We start from the raw sequence: 18,961 nt of genomic DNA on the forward strand, positions 1-18,961 counted from the left end.
TTCGGCGGGATGGTATAAAAAGTGGAGCCGCGGGGGGCCACCCGTCCGCCAGTCCGGTCGTCGCTCGACGCAGGCATCGCTCGACGAGGCCCTCCCCGACGAACTCCATTTCTCGATGAGGAAACGTGTAATTATTCACGTCTGTGTACATTCAATCGTCCGATTTCCGAAATGGTTTAGTATTGCAGTTTTGTGGTTGGTCGTACGTGCATTATGGGTTCCAGTGACAGTGCGGCAGGACAGTCGGGCTCGGGTGGTGGGTCGGGCTGGTTCGCCGACTACTTCGGGTTCGACGAGCACGGTACAGACCTCAGAACAGAGCTGATGGCGGGACTGACGACGTTCCTGACGATGAGCTACATCGTCGCGGTCAACCCCGCCATCATGGCCAACGCGGTGCAGATCCAGGGGTACAGCCGGGGGCAGGTCATCCAGATGCTCGCGGTCGTCACCATCCTCGCGAGCGTCGTGGCGACCCTCGTGATGGCGTTCTACGCGAACAGACCGTTCGCACAGGCCCCCGGACTGGGCCTGAACGCGTTCTTCGCGTTCACCGTCGTCCTCGGGCTCGGAATCCCGTGGCAGACCGCGCTCGCGGCGGTGTTCGTCGAGGGCGTCCTGTTCATCGTCCTCACGGCGGTCGGCGCCCGTGAGTACATCGTCGGTCTCATCCCCGAACCGGTGAAGTTCTCGGTCGGGACCGGCATCGGGCTGTTCCTCGGCATCATCGGGCTGCAGGCCATGGGCATCGTCGTGGCCGACCCGGAGGGAACGATGATCACGCTCGGCTCGCTCGCCCAGAGCCCCGTCGCGCTCGTCTCGGTCGGCGGGCTCTTCCTCACGCTGGCGCTGTACGCTCGCGGGGTCAAGGGCTCCATCATCATCGGCATCGTACTGACGACGCTCGTCGGCTTCGTGCTCTCGTTCGTGGGTGTGGGAACCGGCGTGCTCTCCGGTGCCTTCATCACCGAGGGCGGGTTCGCCGCGGGCGAACTCCCGCAGGCCACCTACGACATCACGCCGCTGGCCGGCGCGTTCGTCTCCGGCTTCCAGAACGTCGAGGCGTTCACGTTCGCGCTCGTCGTGTTCACGTTCTTCTTCGTGGACTTCTTCGACACCGCTGGCACGCTCGTCGGCGTCGGGCAGGCCGGCGACTTCCTCGACGAGGACGGTGAACTCCCCGACATCGACCGGCCGCTGATGGCCGACGCGGTCGGCACGACCGCCGGCGGCATGCTCGGCACGTCGACGGTGACGACGTACATCGAGTCGGCGACCGGCGTCGAGGAGGGCGGCCGCACCGGCATGACGGCGCTCGTCGTCGCCGGGCTGTTCCTCGTCTCGCTCGTGTTCGTGCCGCTCGCGGCGGCGATTCCGCAGTACGCGTCGCACCTCGCGCTGGTCGTCGTGGCCATCCTGATGCTCCGGAACGTCGTCGAGGTCCAGTGGGACGACATCACCCACGCGGTCCCGGCGGGCCTGACCATCATGATCATGCCGTTCACCTACTCCATCGCGTACGGCATCGCGGCGGGTATCCTCAGCTACCCGCTCGTGAAGACCGCTGCCGGCGAGTTCGACGAGATATCGGCTGGCCAGTGGGTGCTCGCCGCGGCGTTCCTCGTCTACTTCGGCGTCCGGACCGGCGGCGTCATCGGCTGACCACGCCGCTAGCAGTCGACCGCACCGTGGTCTGGCGACCGCGGCGCACACGACCGCCGTCCCTTTCATCCCGAGGCACCAACCGGTGACCAGCATGTCCACTCTCGAACTGTACGACCTGCCGGGTTGTCCGTTCTGTGCGAAGGTGAAGACCAAACTCGACGAGCTCGGTCTCGAGTACGAGACACACGAGGTGCCACGCTCGCACGGCCAGCGGACCGAGGTGAAGGCGGTCAGCGGCCAGACCGGTGTCCCGGTGCTCGTCGACCCCGACAACGGCGTCGAGGGGATGCCCGAGTCCGACGACATCGTCGCCTACCTCGAGACGCACTACGCGTAGCGACCCCGCCTCGTCGGCGGGAGAACGGTCGGGGCGACGACAATCTTCTTAAATATCCCGCACGTACGAGGAAGTATGCCCAAGAAACCGAGTTCTGGCGAGATTCTGGGTGTCCCGTACAACTTCGAACGCCCGAGCCTCAGCCGCATGGTCTCATCGTACTGGGAGCCCGGCGAGGGGATGCTGGTGAAGAAGCCGTTCGGCATCGGCTACACGCTGAACCTGGCGAACTGGCGCTCGTGGGTCGTCATCGCGGTCGCAGGTGGCCTGCTCTGGCAGGAGCGCAGCGCCAGCTCGAAGGGCGAGGAGGCAGAGGAGGACGAGGCCGTCGAGGTCATCGTCGAGGACTGAGCTAGCGGTCGACTTCTCCCATGATGGTGTCGAGGCTGCCCAGCGACGCGACCAGGTCGGGGACGTACTCGCCCTCGGCCATGGCGGGCAGCGCGGAGAGGTTCGAGAAGCACGGGCTGCGAATCTTGAAGCGAGCCGGCTCGTCCGTGCCGTCCGAGCGGATGTAGATGCCGAGTTCGCCCTTCGCACCCTCGACCGCCCGGTAGACCTCGGTGTCGGCATCGGGCTTGAGGGTGCGGGGGACGTTGGACTGGATGGTCCGATCCTCGTCGGGCCAGTCCTCCAGGACGTCGACGCACTGCTCGATTATCTTCGCGCTCTCCTCGACCTCCTGCAGGCGGACGAGCACGCGGGCGAAGTTGTCGCAGCCGTCGCGGGTGACGACATCCCAGTCGAGCTCGTCGTAGTAGCCGTAGGGGTCGTCCCGGCGGAGGTCGTAGTCGACGCCGGAGCCGCGCGCGACGGGACCGGTGCAGCCGTACTCCTTGGCGGTGTCGGGGTCGAGGTGGCCGGTGTCGACACAGCGGAGCTGGAATATCTCGTTGCTCGTGAGCAGGTCGTGGTACTCCTCCAGCGCCGGCGGCAGCGTCGCCAGGGTCTCGCGCACGTCGGCGAAGAACTCCTCGCGGGGTGCAGGGAGGTCCCAGGCGACCCCGCCGAGCCTGAAGTAGTTGAACATCATCCGCTGGCCGGTGAGCTGTTCGAGCAGCCCCAGTGCCTTCTCGCGGTCGCGGATGCCGTACTGGAAGACTGCGGTGAACTCGCCGAAGACGTCGAGCGCGTACGTCGCGATGGCGAGCATGTGGGACGCGATGCGGCAGAGCTCCGCCCCCATCGTCCGGATGACCTGTGCGTACTCCGGAACCTCGATGTCGGCGAGGTCCTCGGCGGTGCGGGCGTAGGCCCACTCGTTCAACAGCCCCGAGGAGGCCCAGTCCCACCGGTCGGGGTACGGCATGATCTGGTGCCGGTAGGTGCCGTTCTGGCACATCTGCTCCTCGCAACGGTGGATGAAGCCGATGTCAGGGTCCACGTCGGCCACGGTCTCGCCGTCCAGCACGGTCTTGACGTGGAGCACGCCGTGTGTCGATGGGTGGTGCGGGCCGATGTTCAGGAACAGCGTGTCCTGCTCGCGCTCGTCCTCGTACAGCGGGTTGGCGTGCTCCTCCAGGGTGACGACCTGCGGCTGGTCCTGGTCGTAGTCGTGCGAGAGCGGGTGCCCCTGCCACGTGCGCGGCAGGAGGATACGACGGGGGTCCGGATGGTCGCCGTAGTCGATGCCGACGAGGTCGTACGCCTCGCGCTCGTGCCAGTTCGCCGTCTCGTAGACGGGCGCGGCGGACTCGCTCCACGGGTCGTCGGTGGTCGTCGGCACCACGACGCTCAGCTCGTCGGTCGGGTCGTCGTACTTCTTGAGGTGGTAGATGGTCTCGTAGCGGTCCGCGTACTGCTGGGCGGTGACACAGGAGCAGTGGTCGTAGCCGGCCTCCCGCTTGAGGTGGCTGAGGACGGTCTGGACCTCGTCCGGCCGGACGACGATGGCCGGCGCGTTCAGATGCTCCTCGTGGTCGAGGACGTACTCGCCCACGAGCCCGTCGATGTCCGGCTCGCTCGCCGCCTCGGCCGTCGGCAGCGCCTCGGCTCCCCCCTTGCTCATCGCGCGACACCCCCTGTGAGACTCGTCGGTCGCTCCATACCTGTCCTCGTGCGGCGTGGCCCACGGAGGTTCGGTCGCAGTCGCTAGGGGATTTAAGTCACCGACCCGAAGCGGCGTTCGATGAAGTACCTGCAGGTCACGCTCAGGCACTCGGCGGAGACGATCCACCCGATGCACGAGTTCGTCTGCGACCACGGCGGCTACGACGAGTACCACCTCGTCAACTGGAACTTCGCCACGCCCGACGCGAACACGCTCGTCTTCCACGTCCGCGGCCCGCGCGAGCCGTACGTCGAGGCGCTGCGGGAGGTCGAGGGCGTCCAGTCGTTCGAGGTCGCCCCGCTCGGCGACGACCGCTTCTACGTCTACGTCATGGACGACCCCGGCGAGACCGGACAGGGACTGATGGCCGCGTTCGCGACGCCGAGCATCGCCGCCGTCCCGCCGCTGTCCTACCGGATGGACCGTTCGGTGTCCATCGGCGTCGTCGGCGAGCCGGGCCACCTCAGAGAGGTGTTCGAGGCGACGCCCGACGGAATCCGGGTGGACATCGAGCGTGTCGGCGAGTACGCCGCGGACCCGGCCGCCGCCGGCGCACGGCTCACCGACCGCCAGCGGGAGGCCGTCCGCGCCGCACAGGACCTCGGCTACTACGAGGTCCCCCGCGAGGCGACGGTCGCCGACGTGGCCGACGTGCTCGACTGCTCGACGGGCACCGCAGCCGAACATCTCCAGAAGGCCGCTGCGGAGCTGCTCGGCGACCTCGACTGCTGACCGCGGCTCCCCGGGTGCGACCCGCCCGCGACCGACGGCTCTTTGACGCACACTCGCCCACGCTCTCCCATGAGCATCCGCTTCGTGACGAGCAACGAGGGGAAGGTCCGCGAGGCACGGGAGTACCTCACCGAGCCCGTCGAGCAGGTGAACTACGACTACACCGAGATCCAGAGCGACGACCTCGGCGACATCGCCGCCTACGGCGCGCGCGAGGCGTTCTCCCACCTCGGCGGCGAGGAGCCCGTCCTGGTCGACGACGCCGGGCTGTTCTGCGACGCGTTCGACGGGTTCCCCGGCCCGTACTCCGCGTACGTCCAGGACACCGTCGGCGTGCAGGGCGTGCGCGACCTCGTCGCCACCGCGGCGGACGACCGTGCGCGCTTCCGGACCGTCCTCGCGTACTGCGACGGGGACGAGGTCTACACGTTCGAGGGCGCGGTCCAGGGCCGCATCGTCGACCCGCGCGGCGACGGCGGCTTCGGCTACGACCCCATCTTCGAGCACGACGGCCAGACCATGGCCGAGATGAGCACCGCCGAGAAGAACGCCATCAGCCATCGCGGCCGCGCGCTGGCGAAGTTCGCCGACTGGCTCGCCGCCGAACCTGCAGAGCGCAAGGGACCGCGCTAGTCCGCCCGCCAGTCACCGCGACGGTTCAAGTACGAAGCCGGGGCCAGGGTCGACGTGTCCTGACCACCGTCCCCGGTGGACCGAGGCGGGAGCGCGGCGCATCGCCGGGGGCAGGAGTGCGCCGCCTGTTCGCCACCCCGACTCCGCAGTCGCCAGTTCGGCCCGTCTGTCGCTCCGGCCGAAACCCGAAGGGTTACTCTCCCGGCGTCCCCCGTTGCCGGTATGACACGCGACACCGCCCTCGTCACCGGCGCGTCGAGCGGTATCGGCCGCGAGCTCGCCCGCCAGTTCGCCCGCCACGGCCACGACGTCGTCGCCGTCGCCCGCAGCGAGGACACGCTCGACGAGGTGGTCGACGAGATAGAATCGAGTTACGCCGTCGACGTGACGCCCCTCCCGATGGACCTCGACCGGGACGGTGCGAGCCAGGAGCTGTACGACGCGGTCCACGAGCGCGACCTCGAGGTCGGCATCCTCGTGAACAACGTCGGTATCGGGACGTACGGCCCCTTCGCCGACGCGGACCTCGACGAGGAACGCACCCAGCTGCGGCTGAACGTCGTCACGCTCGTCGAGCTCACCCGGCTGTTCCTCGACGACTTCACCGAACGCGACCGGGGGAAGATCCTCAACGTCGGCTCCACGGCTGGCTTCCAGCCCGGCCCGTTCATGGCCGGCTACTACGCCAGCAAGGCGTACGTCAACTCCTTCACCGAGGCGCTGGCGGAGGAGTTCCGCGACACCGGCGTCTCGGCGACCGTGCTGGCACCCGGTCCGGTCGACACCAACTTCCAGTCCCGTGCCGGGATGGGCCACTCCGCGGTCGGCTCGACGTACAAACAGCCCGTCGAGGACGTCGCCAAGTCGGGCTACACGGGGCTGATGAAGGGAAAGGCGGTCGTCGTCCCCGGGCTGCCGATGAAGGCGCTCTGGCTCCTCTCCCGCGTGACCCCGCGGCCCATCCTCCGGCGGGTCGCCCGCCGGGTCAACGACGAGCGGTAACCGGAAGCCGTATCGGGCTCCCGTCCTGCGGTTACGGTGATGTCCTCCGAATCGATCCTCCAGCGACTCGGTCCGCAGACAGCCGCACTGATTGCCGCCGGCGGGAGCGCCGCCTCACTCCTCGCCGTCGCGGTGTTCCTTCCGACGGGCTCGACGGTGTTCTACGCCGTACTCGCGCTCGTCCCCGTCGACTTCGCGTTCATGTACTTCATCTTCGGTCGGGCCTTCGAGCAGGCCTGATCAGGCCCGCGGGTCGCGGTCCGGCCCCGGGTACTCGCCACCGACGACGGCATCGTACAGGCTCTCGGCGTCGAACAGCCGTGCGAACGCGTCCGGTGTCCGGATGCTGACCGACATCCGGCGGTTCAGGTTCGCCCCGGCGTCGACGCTGCCGAGCTCCTCGTCGAAGCTGAGAACGTGGGCGGCCTGCCCGCGGTAGGCCGACGCGAGCCCGGGATGGTCGGTCGCGGGATGGTCGACGGACTCGCGCTCGGCCTCGATGCGCTCGCGCCAGTCCGCCGCGAGCGACGCGTCCGTCAGCTCCGTGATGACCGCCTCCGCGTCGTCGAGCAGGTGGTCGCTCGCGACGAGGGTCACCCAGTCGTGCCGGCGGACGTGGTCCATTGCCTCACGGCTCGCGCCGCCACAGCAGACGTCGGCGGCGAGGACGTCGGCGTCGGCGACGACGCGGGCGGCCGACTCAGCGCTCATCGTCGCCTCCGTCGTCGTCCCCCTCGGTGCGCGAGCCACGGTGCTCGGCGAGCGTGGTCCTTACGTCCTCGACGGTCACCTCGTACTCGTCGGCCCGGTCGAACAGCTCGCCCCAGCTCATCGGGCGGCCTCCACGAGCTCCGCGAGCTCGGTCGCGGCGTCCTCGTCGACCGGCCGGAACGGTCGTCGCACGTACCCTGCGGGCAGCGACCGCGACCGCATCGCGGCCTTCAGCCCGGGGACGCCGTGGCGTGCGGTGACCGCACGGTTCAGCTCCACCAGCGACCGGTTCAGGTCGCGTGCGCCGTCGGTGTCGCCGTCGGCGTGGCGGTCGTAGATCTCGCTCGCGAGTTCGGGGACGACGTTCGCCAGGGCGAGCACGCCGCCGGCCGCACCGTGGGCCAGTCCGGCGGCGTAGATGCTCCCGCTCCCGACGAGGACGGAGAAGTCGGCGTCGCTCGTGAGGGCGACGGTCCGCTGGAGCCGTTCGAGGTTCCCGCTCGAGTCCTTGATGCCGCCGACGTTCGGGTGCGTCGCCAGCGACTCGACCGTGCGCGGGTCGAGGGCCGTCTCGGTGTACTTCGGCACGCTGTAGAGGTAGATGGGAACGGGGCTCTCGTCGGCGAGCTCGCGGTAGTACGACGCGAGCGCTCGCTGGTCGTGCCGGAAGTAGTACGGCGTCACCACGAGCGCGGCGTCGGCACCGGCCGCGGCGGCGGCCTCGGTGTCGGCGAGCGTCTCGCGGTAGCCCGGCTGCCCGGTCCCGGCGAGGACGGGGACGTCGCTCCGGTCGGCGACGACCTCGACGACGCGTCGCCGCTCTCCGGCGGCGAGCAGTGGTGCCTCGCTGTTCGACCCACACGGGACGATGAAGTCGACGCCGGCGTCGGTCACACTGTCGACGAGCGCGCGGAGCGCGGCTTCGTCCACGTCGCCCGTCTCGTCGAAGGGTGTCACGAGCGGCAGTCCGGTGCCTTGCATGGTCTGAGTGAGTCGGCGGGGCGACAAAAGCGAACCGCTGGCGGGAATCGACGGTTCCGTGCGACGAACGTCTGACGTAACTTTAAGGCCAATCGAGGTTACGCACCGATAGGGCGCGCACGACGGCCTCGAACTCCCATCCTACGCGTTGCGCGCCCGTAGCTGTCTCTCCCCCCTTTCGACGATAGCGCCCTCAGGCAGCGGTGAGTGCCTGCCGCACCGAGTCCACACCCGTCTGTTCGACGACGACGGCGAGTCGGTCGCCCGCCTCGATGGACGTCGACGGGAGCGGGATGGTCAGTGGGCCGTCGCTGGGGCCGTGCGCGTAGACGCGCGCCTGCTCGGGCAGGTCGACCTCGACGACGCGCTTGCCGACGAGCTGTGAGTCAGCTGGAATCTCGAAGACGGAGAACTGCAGGTTCTCGGTCACGTCCGCGAGGACGTTGAAGTCGCCACCGAGCATCGCGGTCTTCGCACCGGCGGCACCCAGCCGCTCGGGGTAGATGACCTCGTCGACGTCGCTGGCGTACTTCTCGTAGATGTCCTCGCGGTAGTCCTCGTCGATCCGGAGGACGGTCCGTGCGCCCTTGTGCTTCCCGATCATGCAGGCGGTGAAGTTCGCGTTCAGGTCGGGGGTGAGCGCGGCGATGGCGTCCGCGTCGGCGATGCCGGCCTCCTCGAGGACGTCCTCGTCCTCGGCGTCACCCTCGACGACGGTGAACCCGTCGTTCCGTGCGCGCTCGACGCGGTCGTGATCGTTGTCGACGACGACGACGTCGTGGCCCTCCTCGCTGAGGATGCGGCAGGTTCTCGTTCCGACACGACCGTAGCCCACGATAACGAACTTCATGGGGGACGCTACGCGAGCGGGGGGTAAAAAAGATAGTCCCGGGAGGGCGGGCGGTGGCCGTCGAAAACGGCGACGGGGACGAGCAGGCACGCGCCGGTCGGCCCGGGTTCGGCTACTGTCTCTTGAATCTAGCGGTCTGACACCCTCGAACCCGTCGTCATCGTTCGATTCCACCACGTAAGCTTAACTACGGGCATTCGTAACTCCATAGCATGAGTGGCAACAACACTCGGGGGACGATTGACAGACGGACAGTACTCCGCGCGGCGGGCGCGGCGGGCATCGGTGGACTCGCCGGCTGTCTGGGTGGTGGCGGCGGCGGTGGCGGTGTGAACGAGCTGACCGTCGGCTACACGACGTCGCTGTCCGGGCCGTTCTCGGTGTTCGGGCAGTCGGCGCTCGACGGGGCGATGCTCGCGGTAGAGGACCTCGAGGAGGAGCTCGACGTGAGCATCTCGGTCGAGACGGCAGACACCGAGCTGAACCCGGAGACCGGCGTCAGCCGGATGCAGCGCCTCGTCACGGCCGACGGCGCGGACTTCACCATGGGTGCGGTGTCGTCCAGCGCCGCCCAGGCGATGGCGTCGTGGGCGAACGAGAACGAGGTCATCTACTTCCCGACCGGGGCACACGGCGACGGGCTGACCGGCGATGCATGTGGACCGTACTCGTTCCGGCCGTCGGCGTCGAACTCGATGCTCGCGGCGACCATCGGCGCGGAGATGGCCGAGAGCGCCGACAGCTGGTACCTGCTCTACTCGGACTACGCGTGGGGCCAGACCGCACAGGCTGCGGTGACCCGCATCCTCGAGGAGCAGGGCAAGGAGGTCGTCGGGACCTCCGCGTGTCCGTTCCCCGCGGACGACTACTCGCCGTACCTCAACGAGGCGGACAACGCCGGGGCGGACGGCATCGGGATGCTCATCGCCGGACTGGACCTGCGGAAGGCGACGAACCAGCTCGTCTCCCAGGGCATGCAGGGCAACTACACGCTCGCGATGCACCAGCTCGAGGACGCGGTCTTCTGGGGGCTCGACCGCGACTCGGCGGGTATCCTCGACTCGGCGGGCCAGGTGTGGGGACCGGCCGTCGACACGAGCGCAGCACAGGAGTTCTGCGAGCGCGTCGCGGAGAGCTCCGAGACGGACCCGTACGTCCGGCACTTCCTGGGCTACCTCTCGATGGACCAGGCGGTCCGGGCGGCCGTGCGGGCGGATTCGACCAACGCCGACGACATGCGCGAGGCGCTGGAGGGCCACGAGGTGACCTCCGCTGCCGCCGACATCAAGGGCGGCGACAGCGGGATGTACTGGCGCGAGGGCGACCACCAGCTCATCCAGCCGACGTACACCGTCGAGGCACTGCCGGTCGAGGAGATGTCCGACGACCCGTACAAGCGGTGGTTCCAGACGGTGAACACGGTCGCCGGTGACGACGTCGCCCGTCCCGTCTCCGAGACCGGCTGCTCGATGTGATCGATGAGCACGAGCGAACTCACGCGTGAGGACCTCGCGGCCGTCTCGCCCGTCTGGTGGCTCGCCGCACTGCTGACCGTCGTCGCGCTCGCCGTCACGTTCGTGGTCCGGCCCGGGCTGTTCATCGACCAGGCCATCGGTGGGCTGGTGTACGGGATGGTGCTCGTGTTGGTGACGCTCGGGCTGTCGCTCATCCTCGGACTGATGGGCATCGTGAACTTCGCCCACGGGGCGTTCTTCATGCTCGGGGCGTACGTCTCGTACACCGTCGTCGTCGGGCTCGGACTGCCGTTCTGGGCGGCGCTGATAATCGCACCGCTCGCGGTCGGCGTCGTCGGCGTCGTGATGGAGATGACGGTGCTGCGGTACCTCTACGGCTCCGAGCCCATCGTCAGCCTGCTCGCGACGTTCGGGCTGACGCTGATGATCGAGGAGGCCATCCGGGCGTACTGGGGCACGGCACCGCTGGAGCTCCAGCGCCCGGAGGTGCTGACGACGGGGACCGACCTCGGTGTGACGACGGTACCGACGTACCGGCTGTTCCTCGTCGCCGTCGCGGTCGTCACCATCGCGGCGGTGTACCTGCTCATCTCCCGCACCGACTTCGGGCTCACCGTCAGGGCGGGCGTGCAGGACGGCGAGATGACGGAGTTCGTCGGCGTGAACCTCCCGGTGCGGTTCACGGCGATGTTCTTCCTCGGGGCGGCGCTGGCCGGTTTCGCCGGCGTGCTCTACTCCGCGGAGACCGGGATGCGGACGACGATGGGCGAGACGTTCGTCATCCTCGCGTTCGTCGTGGTGGTCGTCGGCGGCGTCGGGAGCCTGTTCGGCAGCGTCGTCAGCGGCATCCTGCTGGGCGTCTCGGCGTACCTGCTGCCCGTCGTGCTCGCGGCGTTCGCCGAGGTGCTCGACATGCCGTGGCTCGCGCTCGACATCCGCGCGCTGGTGCCGTATCTCGTGATGATACTCATCCTCCTCGTGCGGCCGAGGGGGCTGTTCGGCGAGGAGGGGTTCCTCGAATGAGCGGCGAGTCCGCCCACGGCGAGGAGGCCGAGGCGACGCTCGCGCGGCTCCGGGCGGTCGGCTGGCGCTACCGCGTCCCCATCGGGCTGTTCCTGGTGGTGGCGCTGCTGCGCCCGGTCGTCTCCCATCCGGCGCTGCTGGGCTACGAGGCCATCGCCTCGACCATCCTCATCTGGATGGTGTTCGTCGCAGCGTTCAACCTGCTCTTTGGCTACACGGGACTGCTCTCGTTCGGACACGCGATGTTCCTCGGCTTCGGGATGTACGCCGCCGCCATCGGCGTCTCCGGTCGGGCTGCGGCGCCGGAGCTCCCGTTCTTCGTCGCGGCAGCCATCGGCGTCGCGGTCGCCGCGACGGTCGGCTACCTGCTCGGCCGGCTCACCGTCGAGAAGGGCGAGATCTACTTCGCGTTCCTCACGCTGGCGGTCGCGCAGGCGGTGGAGTTCACCGCGAACCGGAACCCGCTGAACCTCACCGGCGGCTCGAACGGCGTCACGCAGGACGTTCTGCCGAGCTTCGTCGAGTCGACGCGGGGCCAGCTCGTCGTCGTCCTCGGCGGGACGACCATCGACTGGTACTGGTTCGTCTCGGTCGTCTTCCTCGGTTCGATGCTCGCGCTCTGGCAGGTCGTGCGTTCGCCGTTCGGGCGCTCGCTCGTCGCCATCCGCGAGAACGACGACCTCGCGCGGGCGATGGGCGTCGACACGAAGCGGTACAAGGTACAGGCCTTCACCATCAGCGCGGCGTTCTCCGCGCTCGCAGGTGCGGTGCTGATGGTGAACAACTACGGCGCGTCACAGGAGACGCTGGGCGTGGTGACCAGCGGCGACACCGTGCTGATGGCCGTCCTCGGCGGGGTCCGGTACTTCTTCGGCCCCATCGCGGGCGTGTTCGTCTGGCAGTTCGCCGAGGACTTCCTCAGCGACTTCGAGGTGCTCTCCGTCGCCGGCGCGAGCGTCGACCTCTCCGGCGTGTTGACGCACTGGCACTTCCTGCTGGGCGCGCTGTTCGTCGTCCTCGTCGTTGTCGCCCCGCTGGAGGGCATCTGGGGCTACCTCCGCGACGGTGCACGCGCCGTCTACGTGCGGCTCAAGGGGGTGCGCGGATGAGCGACGCCGCCGACGCACCCGACGAGGGTACCGACGACGGGGCGGCGACGCGGGCGACGGCGCCGGATGCCCACGAGGGTGACCCGGAGCCGTCCCCGGAACCCGTGCTCGACCCGGCGGACGCGGTGCTGGCGACCGACGACCTGCGCCGGTCGTTCGGCGAGATCACCGCGGTCGACCACGTCACGCTCGGCGTCGAGCGCGGCGAGCTCCGGGCCATCATCGGCCCGAACGGCGCGGGGAAGACGACGCTGTTCAACACCATCATGGGCACGCTCCCGCCGACGGCCGGCGGCGTGTACCTCGACGGCGAGGACATCACCGACCGCGCCGAGCACGAGCGACCGCATCTCGGGCTGGCACGCTCGTTCCAGTCGAACGAGCTGTTCGAGGACCAGACCGTGCTGGAGAACGTCCGCGTGGTCGTCCAGACGACCGAGCGCGGCGCGTTCAGCTTCGACCTGTTCCGCGACCATCGCTCGGTGGGCAAGGAGCGGGCCAACGAGCTGCTCGACACCGTGGGGCTGGACGCCGCGCCGTCGACGCTCGCGAAGAACCTGAGCCACGGCGACCAGCGCCGCCTCGGCATCGCGATGGCGCTCGCGACCGACCCCGAGGTGCTGCTGCTCGACGAGCCCACGTCGGGGATGAGCCCCGGCGCGACGGAGGCGACGGCGAACCTCATCGAGGAGATCCGGGACGAGCTCGGCCTGACGGTCGTCCTCATCGAGCACGACATGGACGTCGTGCTCTCCATCTCGGACCGCATCTCGGTGCTGAACCGCGGCTCGCTCATCGCGACCGGGCCGCCCGAGGAGATACAGGCGAACGACGCGGTACAGGACGCGTACCTCGGCGGTATGCGGGAGGAACTATGAGCTCGGAACCCGACGCACACTCGACCACGGAGACGACGGAACCGACCAGCACGCTGCTCGAAGTCGACGGCCTCGAGGCCGGCTACGACACCGGCCAGGTGCTGTTCGACGTGGACTTCGCCATCGGCGAGGGCGAGCTCGTCTCGCTGCTCGGGCGCAACGGCGCGGGGAAGACGACGACGATGCACGCCATCATGGGCGCCGACGAGCCGGCGGTGCTCGGCGGCGACGTCCGCTACCGGGGCGAGTCCATCGTCGGCTGGCCGTCCCATCGGCGTGCGAACGCCGGCATCGCCATCGTGCCGGAGAAGCGACGGTGCTTCCCGCGGCTCACGGTCGCGGAGAACGTCCGGCTCGCCATCAACCACGCGACGGACCCGCTCGGACTGGACGAGACGCTCGCGTTCTTCCCCGAGATTGCCGACATGCGCGGGAAGGAGGCACGGAACATGAGCGGTGGCGAACAGCAGATGCTCGCCATCGCCCGCGCCCTCGCGGCGAACCCCGACCTGATGCTGTTGGACGAGCCGTTCGAGGGGCTCGCGCCGTACATCGTCCGGCGCATCGAGGACATCGTCGCCGACATCAACGCCGAGCAGGGCGTGACGGTCTTCTTCGTCGAGCAGAACGTCGCGGCCGCACTCGCCATCGCGAACCGGCACTACGTGCTGGACGAGGGGCGCGTCGTCGACGAGGTCACGAGCGACCGCATCCGCGAGGACGAGGCGTTCCGTCAACGATACCTCGGTGTGTGACCTTGCCCCGGACAGTGACAGTCACCGACGACTTCCTGGACGCGCTCGACGACCTCGGCGTGTCCCACGACAGGACGACGCTCGACGGCCTCCCGGCCACGCTCGCGGGCGTGGTCGACGACCCGGCGGTCGGCGTCCCGCTGCACGTCGACGCCGAGCTCCCCGGGTCGGTCGCGACGACGTTCAGACCAAGCGAGCTACGGGACGCGGCGACGGGCGTCACACCCGCACGGCTCGGCATCGCGGAGTACGGCAGCGTCCTGGTACGGTCGAGCGCTGGCGGTGACGAGCCGGTGAGCCTCTACCCGGAGCGACACGTCGCGGTGCTCGACGCCGAGGACATCGTGGCGACGGGGCGCGACGCGGTGGACTGGCTGGCCGACGAGGTCGCCGCCGGCCGCGGGTCGCACGTGCTCGCGACGGGTGCGTCCGCGACGGCCGACATGGGCGGGCTCGTGGAGGGCGTCCACGGTCCGAACGAGGTTCACGTCGTGCTCGTGGAGGACGACGACGAGGTGAGCGACGGATGAGTTCGGAGCGCAAGCGGAAGGCGGCCCACATCCGCCACCTGCTCGACACGGAGGGCCCGCTCATCGGCGAGAAGGTGCAGGGCAAGAACCGCGACCGCTACGCCGCCGCGGAGCGCTTCGAGGCGTGGGACGGCGCCCGCGACGAGGCCCGCGCCATCAAGGAGGCCGCCATCGCGGACCTCCCCGAACTGATCGAACAGCTCCGCGAGTCGGTCGAGGCGAACGGCGGTACCGTCTACGTCGCCGACGACGCGGCCGACGCGAACCGGTACGTCACCGAGCTCTGTGCGGACCAGGGCGCGGAGACGCTGGTGAAGTCCAAGTCGATGACGACGGAGGAGCTGGACCTGAACGACGCGCTCGAAGCCGCCGGCGTCGACACCTACGAGACGGACCTCGGCGAGTTCGTGATACAGCTGGCCGACGAGACGCCGAGCCACATCGTCGGGCCGGCGCTGCACAAGTCCAGGGAGCAGATCGCCGACCTGCTCAACGACGTGTTCGAACCCGAGGAACCCCTGGAGACGGCAGAGGAGATGACGCGCTTCGCCCGGGACTACCTCGGCGAGCGCATCCGCGAGGCCGACGTCGGTGTGACGGGCGCGAACTTCGTCTTCGCCGACTCCGGGTCGATGGCGCTCGTGACCAACGAGGGCAACGCCCGGAAGTGCGCCGTGACGCCGGACACGCACGTCGCCGTCACGGGCATCGAGAAGATACTGCCCTCCGTCGAGCAGTTCGGCCCGTTCCTCGACCTCATCTCGAAGGCGGCCACGGGGCAGGACATCTCCAGATACGTCTCGCTGTTCACGCCGCCGACGGCCTCGCCGACGCTCGACTTCGAGAGCGACGAGCCCATCGAGTTCGGCGACCCGACCGCCGACACGGACGAGCCGGACGACGACCGCGCGTTCCACCTCGTCCTCGTCGACAACGGCCGCACCGAGATGCGCGAGGACGACCAGCTCCGGGAGACGCTGTACTGCATCCGGTGTGGCGCGTGCTCGAACTCGTGTGCGAACTTCCAGGCCGTCGGCGGCCACGGCTTCGGCGGCGAGACGTACTCGGGCGGCATCGCGACCGGCTGGGAGGCCGGCGTCCACGGTATGGACAGCGCGGATGAGTTCAACGACCTCTGCACCGGCTGTTCGCGCTGCGTCGATGCCTGCCCGGTGAAGATCGACATCCCGTGGATAAACACGGTCGTCCGGGACCGGCTGAACCGCGACGAAGACCCGGACACGTTCGACCACCTCGTCTCCGGGCTGACGCCGGACGAGGAGCCCTCGGGGCTCGCACTGGACAAGCGCCTGTTCGGCAACTTCGAGCGGCTCGCGAAGCTCGGGAGCGCGACCGCGCCCGTCTCGAACTGGCTGGCCGGCGCCGGCCCGGCACGGGCGGCGATGGAGCGGTTGCTCGGCGTCGACCGCCGGCGCGACCTGCCGACGTTCCGGCGGGAGACGCTGGTCGACTGGTTCGACGGCCGGGGGCCGCGCGTCTCCACCGACGACGCGGAGCGCGAGGCCGTGCTGTACCCGGACGCCTACACGAACTACGTGCTCGTCGACCGCGGGAAGGCGGCCGTCCGGGCGCTGGAGGCGCTCGACGTGCGGGTCCGCGTGCCCCGCGTCCGGTCGTCGGGTCGCGCCCCGCTCTCGCAGGGGATGGTCTCCACTGCGGAGGACCACGCGCACCACGTCTACGCACAGCTCGCCGAGCACATCGACGCCGGCCGCGACGTGGTCTGCGTCGAGCCCTCCGCGCTGGCGATGTTCGAACGCGAGTACGAGCGCCTGCTGACGCCGGAATCCGCCGCGCGGCTCGCCGATGCGAGCTACGAGGTGATGGAGTACGTGTACGGCCTGCTGGAGAACGGCGGTTCGCCCGAGACGCTCGGGACACCACCCGAGGCCGTCGCGTACCACAGCCACTGCCAGGGGCGCACGCTCGACCTCGAACCGTACACCGTCGCCGTGCTGGAGGCCTGCGGTGCGACCGTCCGCACCTCCGACGTGGAGTGCTGCGGGATGGCCGGCAGCTTCGGCTACAAGGAGACCTACTACGAGCTGAGCATGGACGTCGGCGAGGACCTCGCGGAGCAGTTCGCCGGCGAGCCGGTCGTCGCCGCCAGCGGCACCTCCTGTCAGGAACAGCTCGACGCGCTGCTCGGCGGCGAAGTGCCACACGCCGTCGAGTTGATCGCGCCCTGAGCGGACAGGTCGGCGGCCGTGATGCGACCGTTCTCCGGGTGAATAGCCGACAGCGCCGCCCGGTCGGGCCCGTTCACGATGGTCACGACGTCGTTCGAGACGCGCACGAAGAAGGCGTCGGCGAACTCGCCGTCGCTGATGACCCACGTCTCGGCGGTGGCTCGGGTGGCACCGTGGTACGCGAGCAGGTCGCGGTACGCGCTCGCGAACTCGCGGGCCTCGGCGTTCGAGTCCCACTCGATGCGCCAGACGTAGCCCGTCTCGTCGCCGTTGCGGTAGGCGTACAGCCGGTCACCGCCCCAGCCCGCACTGGCCGCGAGGTCGTAGGTCGGCCCCGCTCCCGGGCCGTCCTGTCGGAGGAACTCCTCCCGCGTGACGAGACTCCCGTTGCGGTCGTCGTACAGCGTGTAGGCGAACATCGTCGCGAGCCCCGCCTCGCCGAGGGTCCGCCCCGCGGGCTCGCCGGCGGTCACGCGCTCCCAGACGCGACCGCTCCTGTCCGGCACCGAGACTGGTTCGGCCTCGTCCGGGTCCGACCCCCAGTGGATGACCTGCTCGCTCGACAGGGGCGGCTCCCGGTACAGCGCCGCGACGCCGTCCCAGCCGTCCCGTTCGTACACGCCAGCGACCATGGATTCCCCGGCGGCGTACGGAAAGTACGACTGGAGGTAGATGCCCATGTTGGGGCCGGCGCGGTCGGCGGTGGCGTCGTCCGCGCCGCTGTCACCACCGTCGCTGCTGTCGCCGCCGTCATCCCCATCGCCGCTGCCCTCGTCGGTCCAGTCGCTCCGACGTAGGCAGTCCCACTCCTCGCCGCAGCGGGCCTCGTACCGTCGCTCGGCGAAGTTCGCGTCGCCCTCGATGAGCGCCCGGAGCGCGACGATGCCGTCCTGCGAGATGTCCTCGGGGATGCGGGTCTGCCGGAGCGGCCCCCGGAACTGGTAGGCGTGGACGAGCTCGTGGCCGAGCGTCAGCTCCGCCAGCCGGGGTGTCTCCGAGTTCGAGATGACGACGATGCGGTCCTGCTGGGTGTCGTAGTAGCCCTGCACCGACGCCTCGCGGGTCGCCTCCTCGGCCTCGCCCGCGTCGGTCGTCTCGCCGACGACGAACAGTGCCTCGAACTCGGCGGCACGCTCGGCCGCGGCGGCGCGCTGGGCAGCCGTCGCCGAGCCGTCGCTATCGCCACCGGCGCTGTACTCGGAACGGTTGACGAGCTCGACGTCGACGGGCTCGTCGAACTCCACGTCCCTGACGACCTCGACGCGGGCCATCGCACGGGAGACGACCGCCTGTAGCTCGGCCTCGGTCAGCCCGTCGTCGGGGTCGACGTTCAGCGACTCGTTGTGCCAGTAGCCGCGCTCCCAGCCCTGTACGTCGGTGCTCGGGTCGGGGACGGTCGGGTCCGCGGCGAGCGAGTCGTCGCCCTCCGGCGGGTCTGCCTCCTGTGCGCCGAGAGCGGTACAGCCCGCCAGCGCGACCAGTGCCAGCGTGACGACGACGAGCAGCGAGGACCTGCGCATTCACCCGACGTTCGAACCGGCCGACCAAAAGCCGTGCGACCGCTCGAACCGGGTGGAATCGGTACCACTTCGGGACGGATCCGGTCCGTTCGGGCCGAATGCGACCCGGACGGTGTCCATCGGGGTTACCACAGGTGGGCGAGTAACGTACGGCTATAAGCCCCGGCGAGTAGTACACGATTAATGGTGATAAATATGGTTCGCATACTGGTCAGGCACACCGTAGAGAGCTACGACGCCTGGAAGCCGCACTTCGACGAGCACGAGCGCACACGACAGGAGTACGGCTCGCAGGGCTACCAGCTGTTCCGCACCAGCGATGACTCGAACGACATCGTCGCGCTGATGGACTGGGACAGCACCGAGAACGCCCGGCGCTTCCTCGAGGACTCCGACGTCCGCGAGGTGATGAGTGAGGCCGGCGTCGTCGGCGAGCCGGAGATCGCCTTCCTCGACGAAGTCGAGTCCAAGACCTCCGAGACGCCGATGGCCTGACGGCC

The 18,961-nt window shown here is 69.2% G+C and carries 21 protein-coding genes; 15 read left to right on the plus strand and 6 right to left on the minus strand.

The annotated features are described in order from the left end of the window. Positions 1 to 213 precede the first annotated feature (213 nt). From ACSG06_RS02375 to ACSG06_RS02385, 3 genes are all read left to right on the plus strand, one after another. Complete coding sequence (locus ACSG06_RS02375) at positions 214 to 1,662, plus strand: NCS2 family permease (RefSeq protein WP_440988659.1); 1,449 nt, start codon at positions 214 to 216, stop codon at positions 1,660 to 1,662. 94 nt (positions 1,663 to 1,756) lie between these two features. Further along, positions 1,757 to 2,002 carry a glutathione S-transferase N-terminal domain-containing protein gene (locus ACSG06_RS02380; RefSeq protein ID WP_440988660.1) on the plus strand — a complete coding sequence of 82 codons (246 nt, stop codon included), beginning with the start codon at positions 1,757 to 1,759 and terminating at the stop codon, positions 2,000 to 2,002. 75 nt (positions 2,003 to 2,077) lie between these two features. Then, positions 2,078 to 2,353, plus strand: coding sequence for a DUF5808 domain-containing protein (locus ACSG06_RS02385; RefSeq protein WP_440988661.1), 276 nt, complete (start codon positions 2,078 to 2,080; stop codon positions 2,351 to 2,353). Between the two features lies 1 nt (position 2,354). Here ACSG06_RS02385 and ACSG06_RS02390 read toward each other — a convergent pair whose 3' ends face one another. Beyond that, positions 2,355 to 4,010, minus strand: coding sequence for an NADH-quinone oxidoreductase subunit D (locus ACSG06_RS02390; RefSeq protein ID WP_440988662.1), 1,656 nt, complete (start codon positions 4,008 to 4,010; stop codon positions 2,355 to 2,357). 120 nt (positions 4,011 to 4,130) lie between these two features. On the opposite strand from ACSG06_RS02390, the gene ACSG06_RS02395 reads away from it, so the two are divergent. From ACSG06_RS02395 to ACSG06_RS02410, 4 genes are all read left to right on the plus strand, one after another. Then, a complete protein-coding gene (locus ACSG06_RS02395) occupies positions 4,131 to 4,784 on the plus strand; it encodes a helix-turn-helix domain-containing protein (protein WP_440988663.1) in 654 nt (217 codons plus the stop codon). Positions 4,785 to 4,853: 69 nt separating this feature from the next. Then, on the plus strand, positions 4,854 to 5,417 hold the full coding sequence (gene rdgB / locus ACSG06_RS02400) for an RdgB/HAM1 family non-canonical purine NTP pyrophosphatase (protein ID WP_440988664.1): 564 nt from the start codon (positions 4,854 to 4,856) through the stop codon (positions 5,415 to 5,417). 222 nt (positions 5,418 to 5,639) lie between these two features. After that, complete coding sequence (locus ACSG06_RS02405; RefSeq protein WP_440988665.1) at positions 5,640 to 6,419, plus strand: SDR family NAD(P)-dependent oxidoreductase; 780 nt, start codon at positions 5,640 to 5,642, stop codon at positions 6,417 to 6,419. Between the two features lie 39 nt (positions 6,420 to 6,458). After that, positions 6,459 to 6,659 (plus strand): hypothetical protein, encoded by a 201-nt coding sequence (locus ACSG06_RS02410; protein ID WP_440988666.1) that lies wholly within the window; start codon positions 6,459 to 6,461, stop codon positions 6,657 to 6,659. Here the strand turns inward: ACSG06_RS02410 and ACSG06_RS02415 are convergent, their stop codons facing one another. The 4 genes from ACSG06_RS02415 to ACSG06_RS02430 form a co-directional block, all read right to left on the minus strand. Beyond that, positions 6,660 to 7,130, minus strand: a complete 471-nt coding sequence (locus tag ACSG06_RS02415) for a DUF7384 family protein (RefSeq protein ID WP_440988667.1) — start codon at positions 7,128 to 7,130, stop codon at positions 6,660 to 6,662. It abuts the gene before it with no gap. After that, a complete protein-coding gene (locus ACSG06_RS02420; RefSeq protein WP_440988668.1) occupies positions 7,120 to 7,251 on the minus strand; it encodes a hypothetical protein in 132 nt (43 codons plus the stop codon). The genes ACSG06_RS02415 and ACSG06_RS02420 overlap by 11 nt, the downstream gene beginning before the upstream one ends. Beyond that, positions 7,248 to 8,111, minus strand: a complete 864-nt coding sequence (locus ACSG06_RS02425) for a dihydrodipicolinate synthase family protein (protein ID WP_440988669.1) — start codon at positions 8,109 to 8,111, stop codon at positions 7,248 to 7,250. Before ACSG06_RS02425 ends, ACSG06_RS02420 begins: the two co-directional genes overlap by 4 nt. A 193-nt stretch (positions 8,112 to 8,304) precedes the next feature. Next, positions 8,305 to 8,961 carry a potassium channel family protein gene (locus ACSG06_RS02430; RefSeq protein WP_440988670.1) on the minus strand — a complete coding sequence of 219 codons (657 nt, stop codon included), beginning with the start codon at positions 8,959 to 8,961 and terminating at the stop codon, positions 8,305 to 8,307. Between the two features lie 212 nt (positions 8,962 to 9,173). Between ACSG06_RS02430 and ACSG06_RS02435 the strand changes: the two genes are divergently transcribed. Genes ACSG06_RS02435 through ACSG06_RS02465 form a run of 7 tightly spaced genes read left to right on the plus strand, consistent with a single transcriptional unit; the run spans position 9,174 to position 16,941 of the window. Then, positions 9,174 to 10,436: an ABC transporter substrate-binding protein gene (locus tag ACSG06_RS02435; RefSeq protein ID WP_440988671.1), complete on the plus strand. Its 1,263-nt coding sequence runs from the start codon at positions 9,174 to 9,176 to the stop codon at positions 10,434 to 10,436. A 3-nt stretch (positions 10,437 to 10,439) separates the two neighbouring features. Further along, the gene (locus tag ACSG06_RS02440; RefSeq protein ID WP_440988672.1) at positions 10,440 to 11,459 is read left to right on the plus strand and encodes a branched-chain amino acid ABC transporter permease; all 1,020 of its coding nucleotides are present in this window, start codon (positions 10,440 to 10,442) and stop codon (positions 11,457 to 11,459) included. Beyond that, positions 11,456 to 12,568 carry a branched-chain amino acid ABC transporter permease gene (locus ACSG06_RS02445; protein ID WP_440988673.1) on the plus strand — a complete coding sequence of 371 codons (1,113 nt, stop codon included), beginning with the start codon at positions 11,456 to 11,458 and terminating at the stop codon, positions 12,566 to 12,568. The genes ACSG06_RS02440 and ACSG06_RS02445 overlap by 4 nt, the downstream gene beginning before the upstream one ends. Beyond that, positions 12,565 to 13,446 carry an ABC transporter ATP-binding protein gene (locus tag ACSG06_RS02450; protein ID WP_440988674.1) on the plus strand — a complete coding sequence of 294 codons (882 nt, stop codon included), beginning with the start codon at positions 12,565 to 12,567 and terminating at the stop codon, positions 13,444 to 13,446. The genes ACSG06_RS02445 and ACSG06_RS02450 overlap by 4 nt, the downstream gene beginning before the upstream one ends. Continuing rightward, a complete protein-coding gene (locus ACSG06_RS02455; protein ID WP_440988675.1) occupies positions 13,443 to 14,201 on the plus strand; it encodes an ABC transporter ATP-binding protein in 759 nt (252 codons plus the stop codon). The genes ACSG06_RS02450 and ACSG06_RS02455 overlap by 4 nt, the downstream gene beginning before the upstream one ends. A gap of 14 nt (positions 14,202 to 14,215) precedes the next feature. Beyond that, complete coding sequence (locus ACSG06_RS02460) at positions 14,216 to 14,731, plus strand: LUD domain-containing protein (protein ID WP_440988676.1); 516 nt, start codon at positions 14,216 to 14,218, stop codon at positions 14,729 to 14,731. Next, complete coding sequence (locus ACSG06_RS02465) at positions 14,728 to 16,941, plus strand: LUD domain-containing protein (protein WP_440988677.1); 2,214 nt, start codon at positions 14,728 to 14,730, stop codon at positions 16,939 to 16,941. The genes ACSG06_RS02460 and ACSG06_RS02465 overlap by 4 nt, the downstream gene beginning before the upstream one ends. Here ACSG06_RS02465 and ACSG06_RS02470 read toward each other — a convergent pair. Continuing rightward, positions 16,875 to 18,461, minus strand: a complete 1,587-nt coding sequence (locus ACSG06_RS02470) for an Hvo_1808 family surface protein (protein WP_440988678.1) — start codon at positions 18,459 to 18,461, stop codon at positions 16,875 to 16,877. The two genes, ACSG06_RS02465 and ACSG06_RS02470, sit on opposite strands and share 67 nt — an antisense overlap. Positions 18,462 to 18,656: 195 nt before the next feature. Here ACSG06_RS02470 and ACSG06_RS02475 point away from each other — a divergent pair, with 195 nt between their 5' ends. Continuing rightward, the gene (locus ACSG06_RS02475; protein WP_440988679.1) at positions 18,657 to 18,956 is read left to right on the plus strand and encodes an NIPSNAP family protein; all 300 of its coding nucleotides are present in this window, start codon (positions 18,657 to 18,659) and stop codon (positions 18,954 to 18,956) included. Positions 18,957 to 18,961 lie beyond the last annotated feature (5 nt).

The sequence above is a fragment of the Haloarchaeobius baliensis genome, assembly GCF_052060055.1.
Taxonomy (GTDB): domain Archaea; phylum Halobacteriota; class Halobacteria; order Halobacteriales; family Natrialbaceae; genus Haloarchaeobius; species Haloarchaeobius baliensis.

Excerpts from the sequence above, each read along its gene's own strand:
- ACSG06_RS02375 (WP_440988659.1), top strand. The coding sequence starts at position 214 with ATGGGTTCCAGTGACAGTGCGGCAGGACAGTCGGGCTCGGGTGGTGGG.
- ACSG06_RS02380 (WP_440988660.1), top strand. The coding sequence starts at position 1,757 with ATGTCCACTCTCGAACTGTACGACCTGCCGGGTTGTCCGTTCTGTGCG.
- ACSG06_RS02385 (WP_440988661.1), top strand. The coding sequence starts at position 2,078 with ATGCCCAAGAAACCGAGTTCTGGCGAGATTCTGGGTGTCCCGTACAAC.
- ACSG06_RS02390 (WP_440988662.1), bottom strand. The coding sequence starts at position 4,010 with ATGAGCAAGGGGGGAGCCGAGGCGCTGCCGACGGCCGAGGCGGCGAGC.
- ACSG06_RS02395 (WP_440988663.1), top strand. The coding sequence starts at position 4,131 with ATGAAGTACCTGCAGGTCACGCTCAGGCACTCGGCGGAGACGATCCAC.
- rdgB (WP_440988664.1), top strand. The coding sequence starts at position 4,854 with ATGAGCATCCGCTTCGTGACGAGCAACGAGGGGAAGGTCCGCGAGGCA.
- ACSG06_RS02405 (WP_440988665.1), top strand. The coding sequence starts at position 5,640 with ATGACACGCGACACCGCCCTCGTCACCGGCGCGTCGAGCGGTATCGGC.
- ACSG06_RS02410 (WP_440988666.1), top strand. The coding sequence starts at position 6,459 with ATGTCCTCCGAATCGATCCTCCAGCGACTCGGTCCGCAGACAGCCGCA.
- ACSG06_RS02415 (WP_440988667.1), bottom strand. The coding sequence starts at position 7,130 with ATGAGCGCTGAGTCGGCCGCCCGCGTCGTCGCCGACGCCGACGTCCTC.
- ACSG06_RS02420 (WP_440988668.1), bottom strand. The coding sequence starts at position 7,251 with ATGAGCTGGGGCGAGCTGTTCGACCGGGCCGACGAGTACGAGGTGACC.
- ACSG06_RS02425 (WP_440988669.1), bottom strand. The coding sequence starts at position 8,111 with ATGCAAGGCACCGGACTGCCGCTCGTGACACCCTTCGACGAGACGGGC.
- ACSG06_RS02430 (WP_440988670.1), bottom strand. The coding sequence starts at position 8,961 with ATGAAGTTCGTTATCGTGGGCTACGGTCGTGTCGGAACGAGAACCTGC.
- ACSG06_RS02435 (WP_440988671.1), top strand. The coding sequence starts at position 9,174 with ATGAGTGGCAACAACACTCGGGGGACGATTGACAGACGGACAGTACTC.
- ACSG06_RS02440 (WP_440988672.1), top strand. The coding sequence starts at position 10,440 with ATGAGCACGAGCGAACTCACGCGTGAGGACCTCGCGGCCGTCTCGCCC.
- ACSG06_RS02445 (WP_440988673.1), top strand. The coding sequence starts at position 11,456 with ATGAGCGGCGAGTCCGCCCACGGCGAGGAGGCCGAGGCGACGCTCGCG.
- ACSG06_RS02450 (WP_440988674.1), top strand. The coding sequence starts at position 12,565 with ATGAGCGACGCCGCCGACGCACCCGACGAGGGTACCGACGACGGGGCG.
- ACSG06_RS02455 (WP_440988675.1), top strand. The coding sequence starts at position 13,443 with ATGAGCTCGGAACCCGACGCACACTCGACCACGGAGACGACGGAACCG.
- ACSG06_RS02465 (WP_440988677.1), top strand. The coding sequence starts at position 14,728 with ATGAGTTCGGAGCGCAAGCGGAAGGCGGCCCACATCCGCCACCTGCTC.
- ACSG06_RS02470 (WP_440988678.1), bottom strand. The coding sequence starts at position 18,461 with ATGCGCAGGTCCTCGCTGCTCGTCGTCGTCACGCTGGCACTGGTCGCG.
- ACSG06_RS02475 (WP_440988679.1), top strand. The coding sequence starts at position 18,657 with ATGGTTCGCATACTGGTCAGGCACACCGTAGAGAGCTACGACGCCTGG.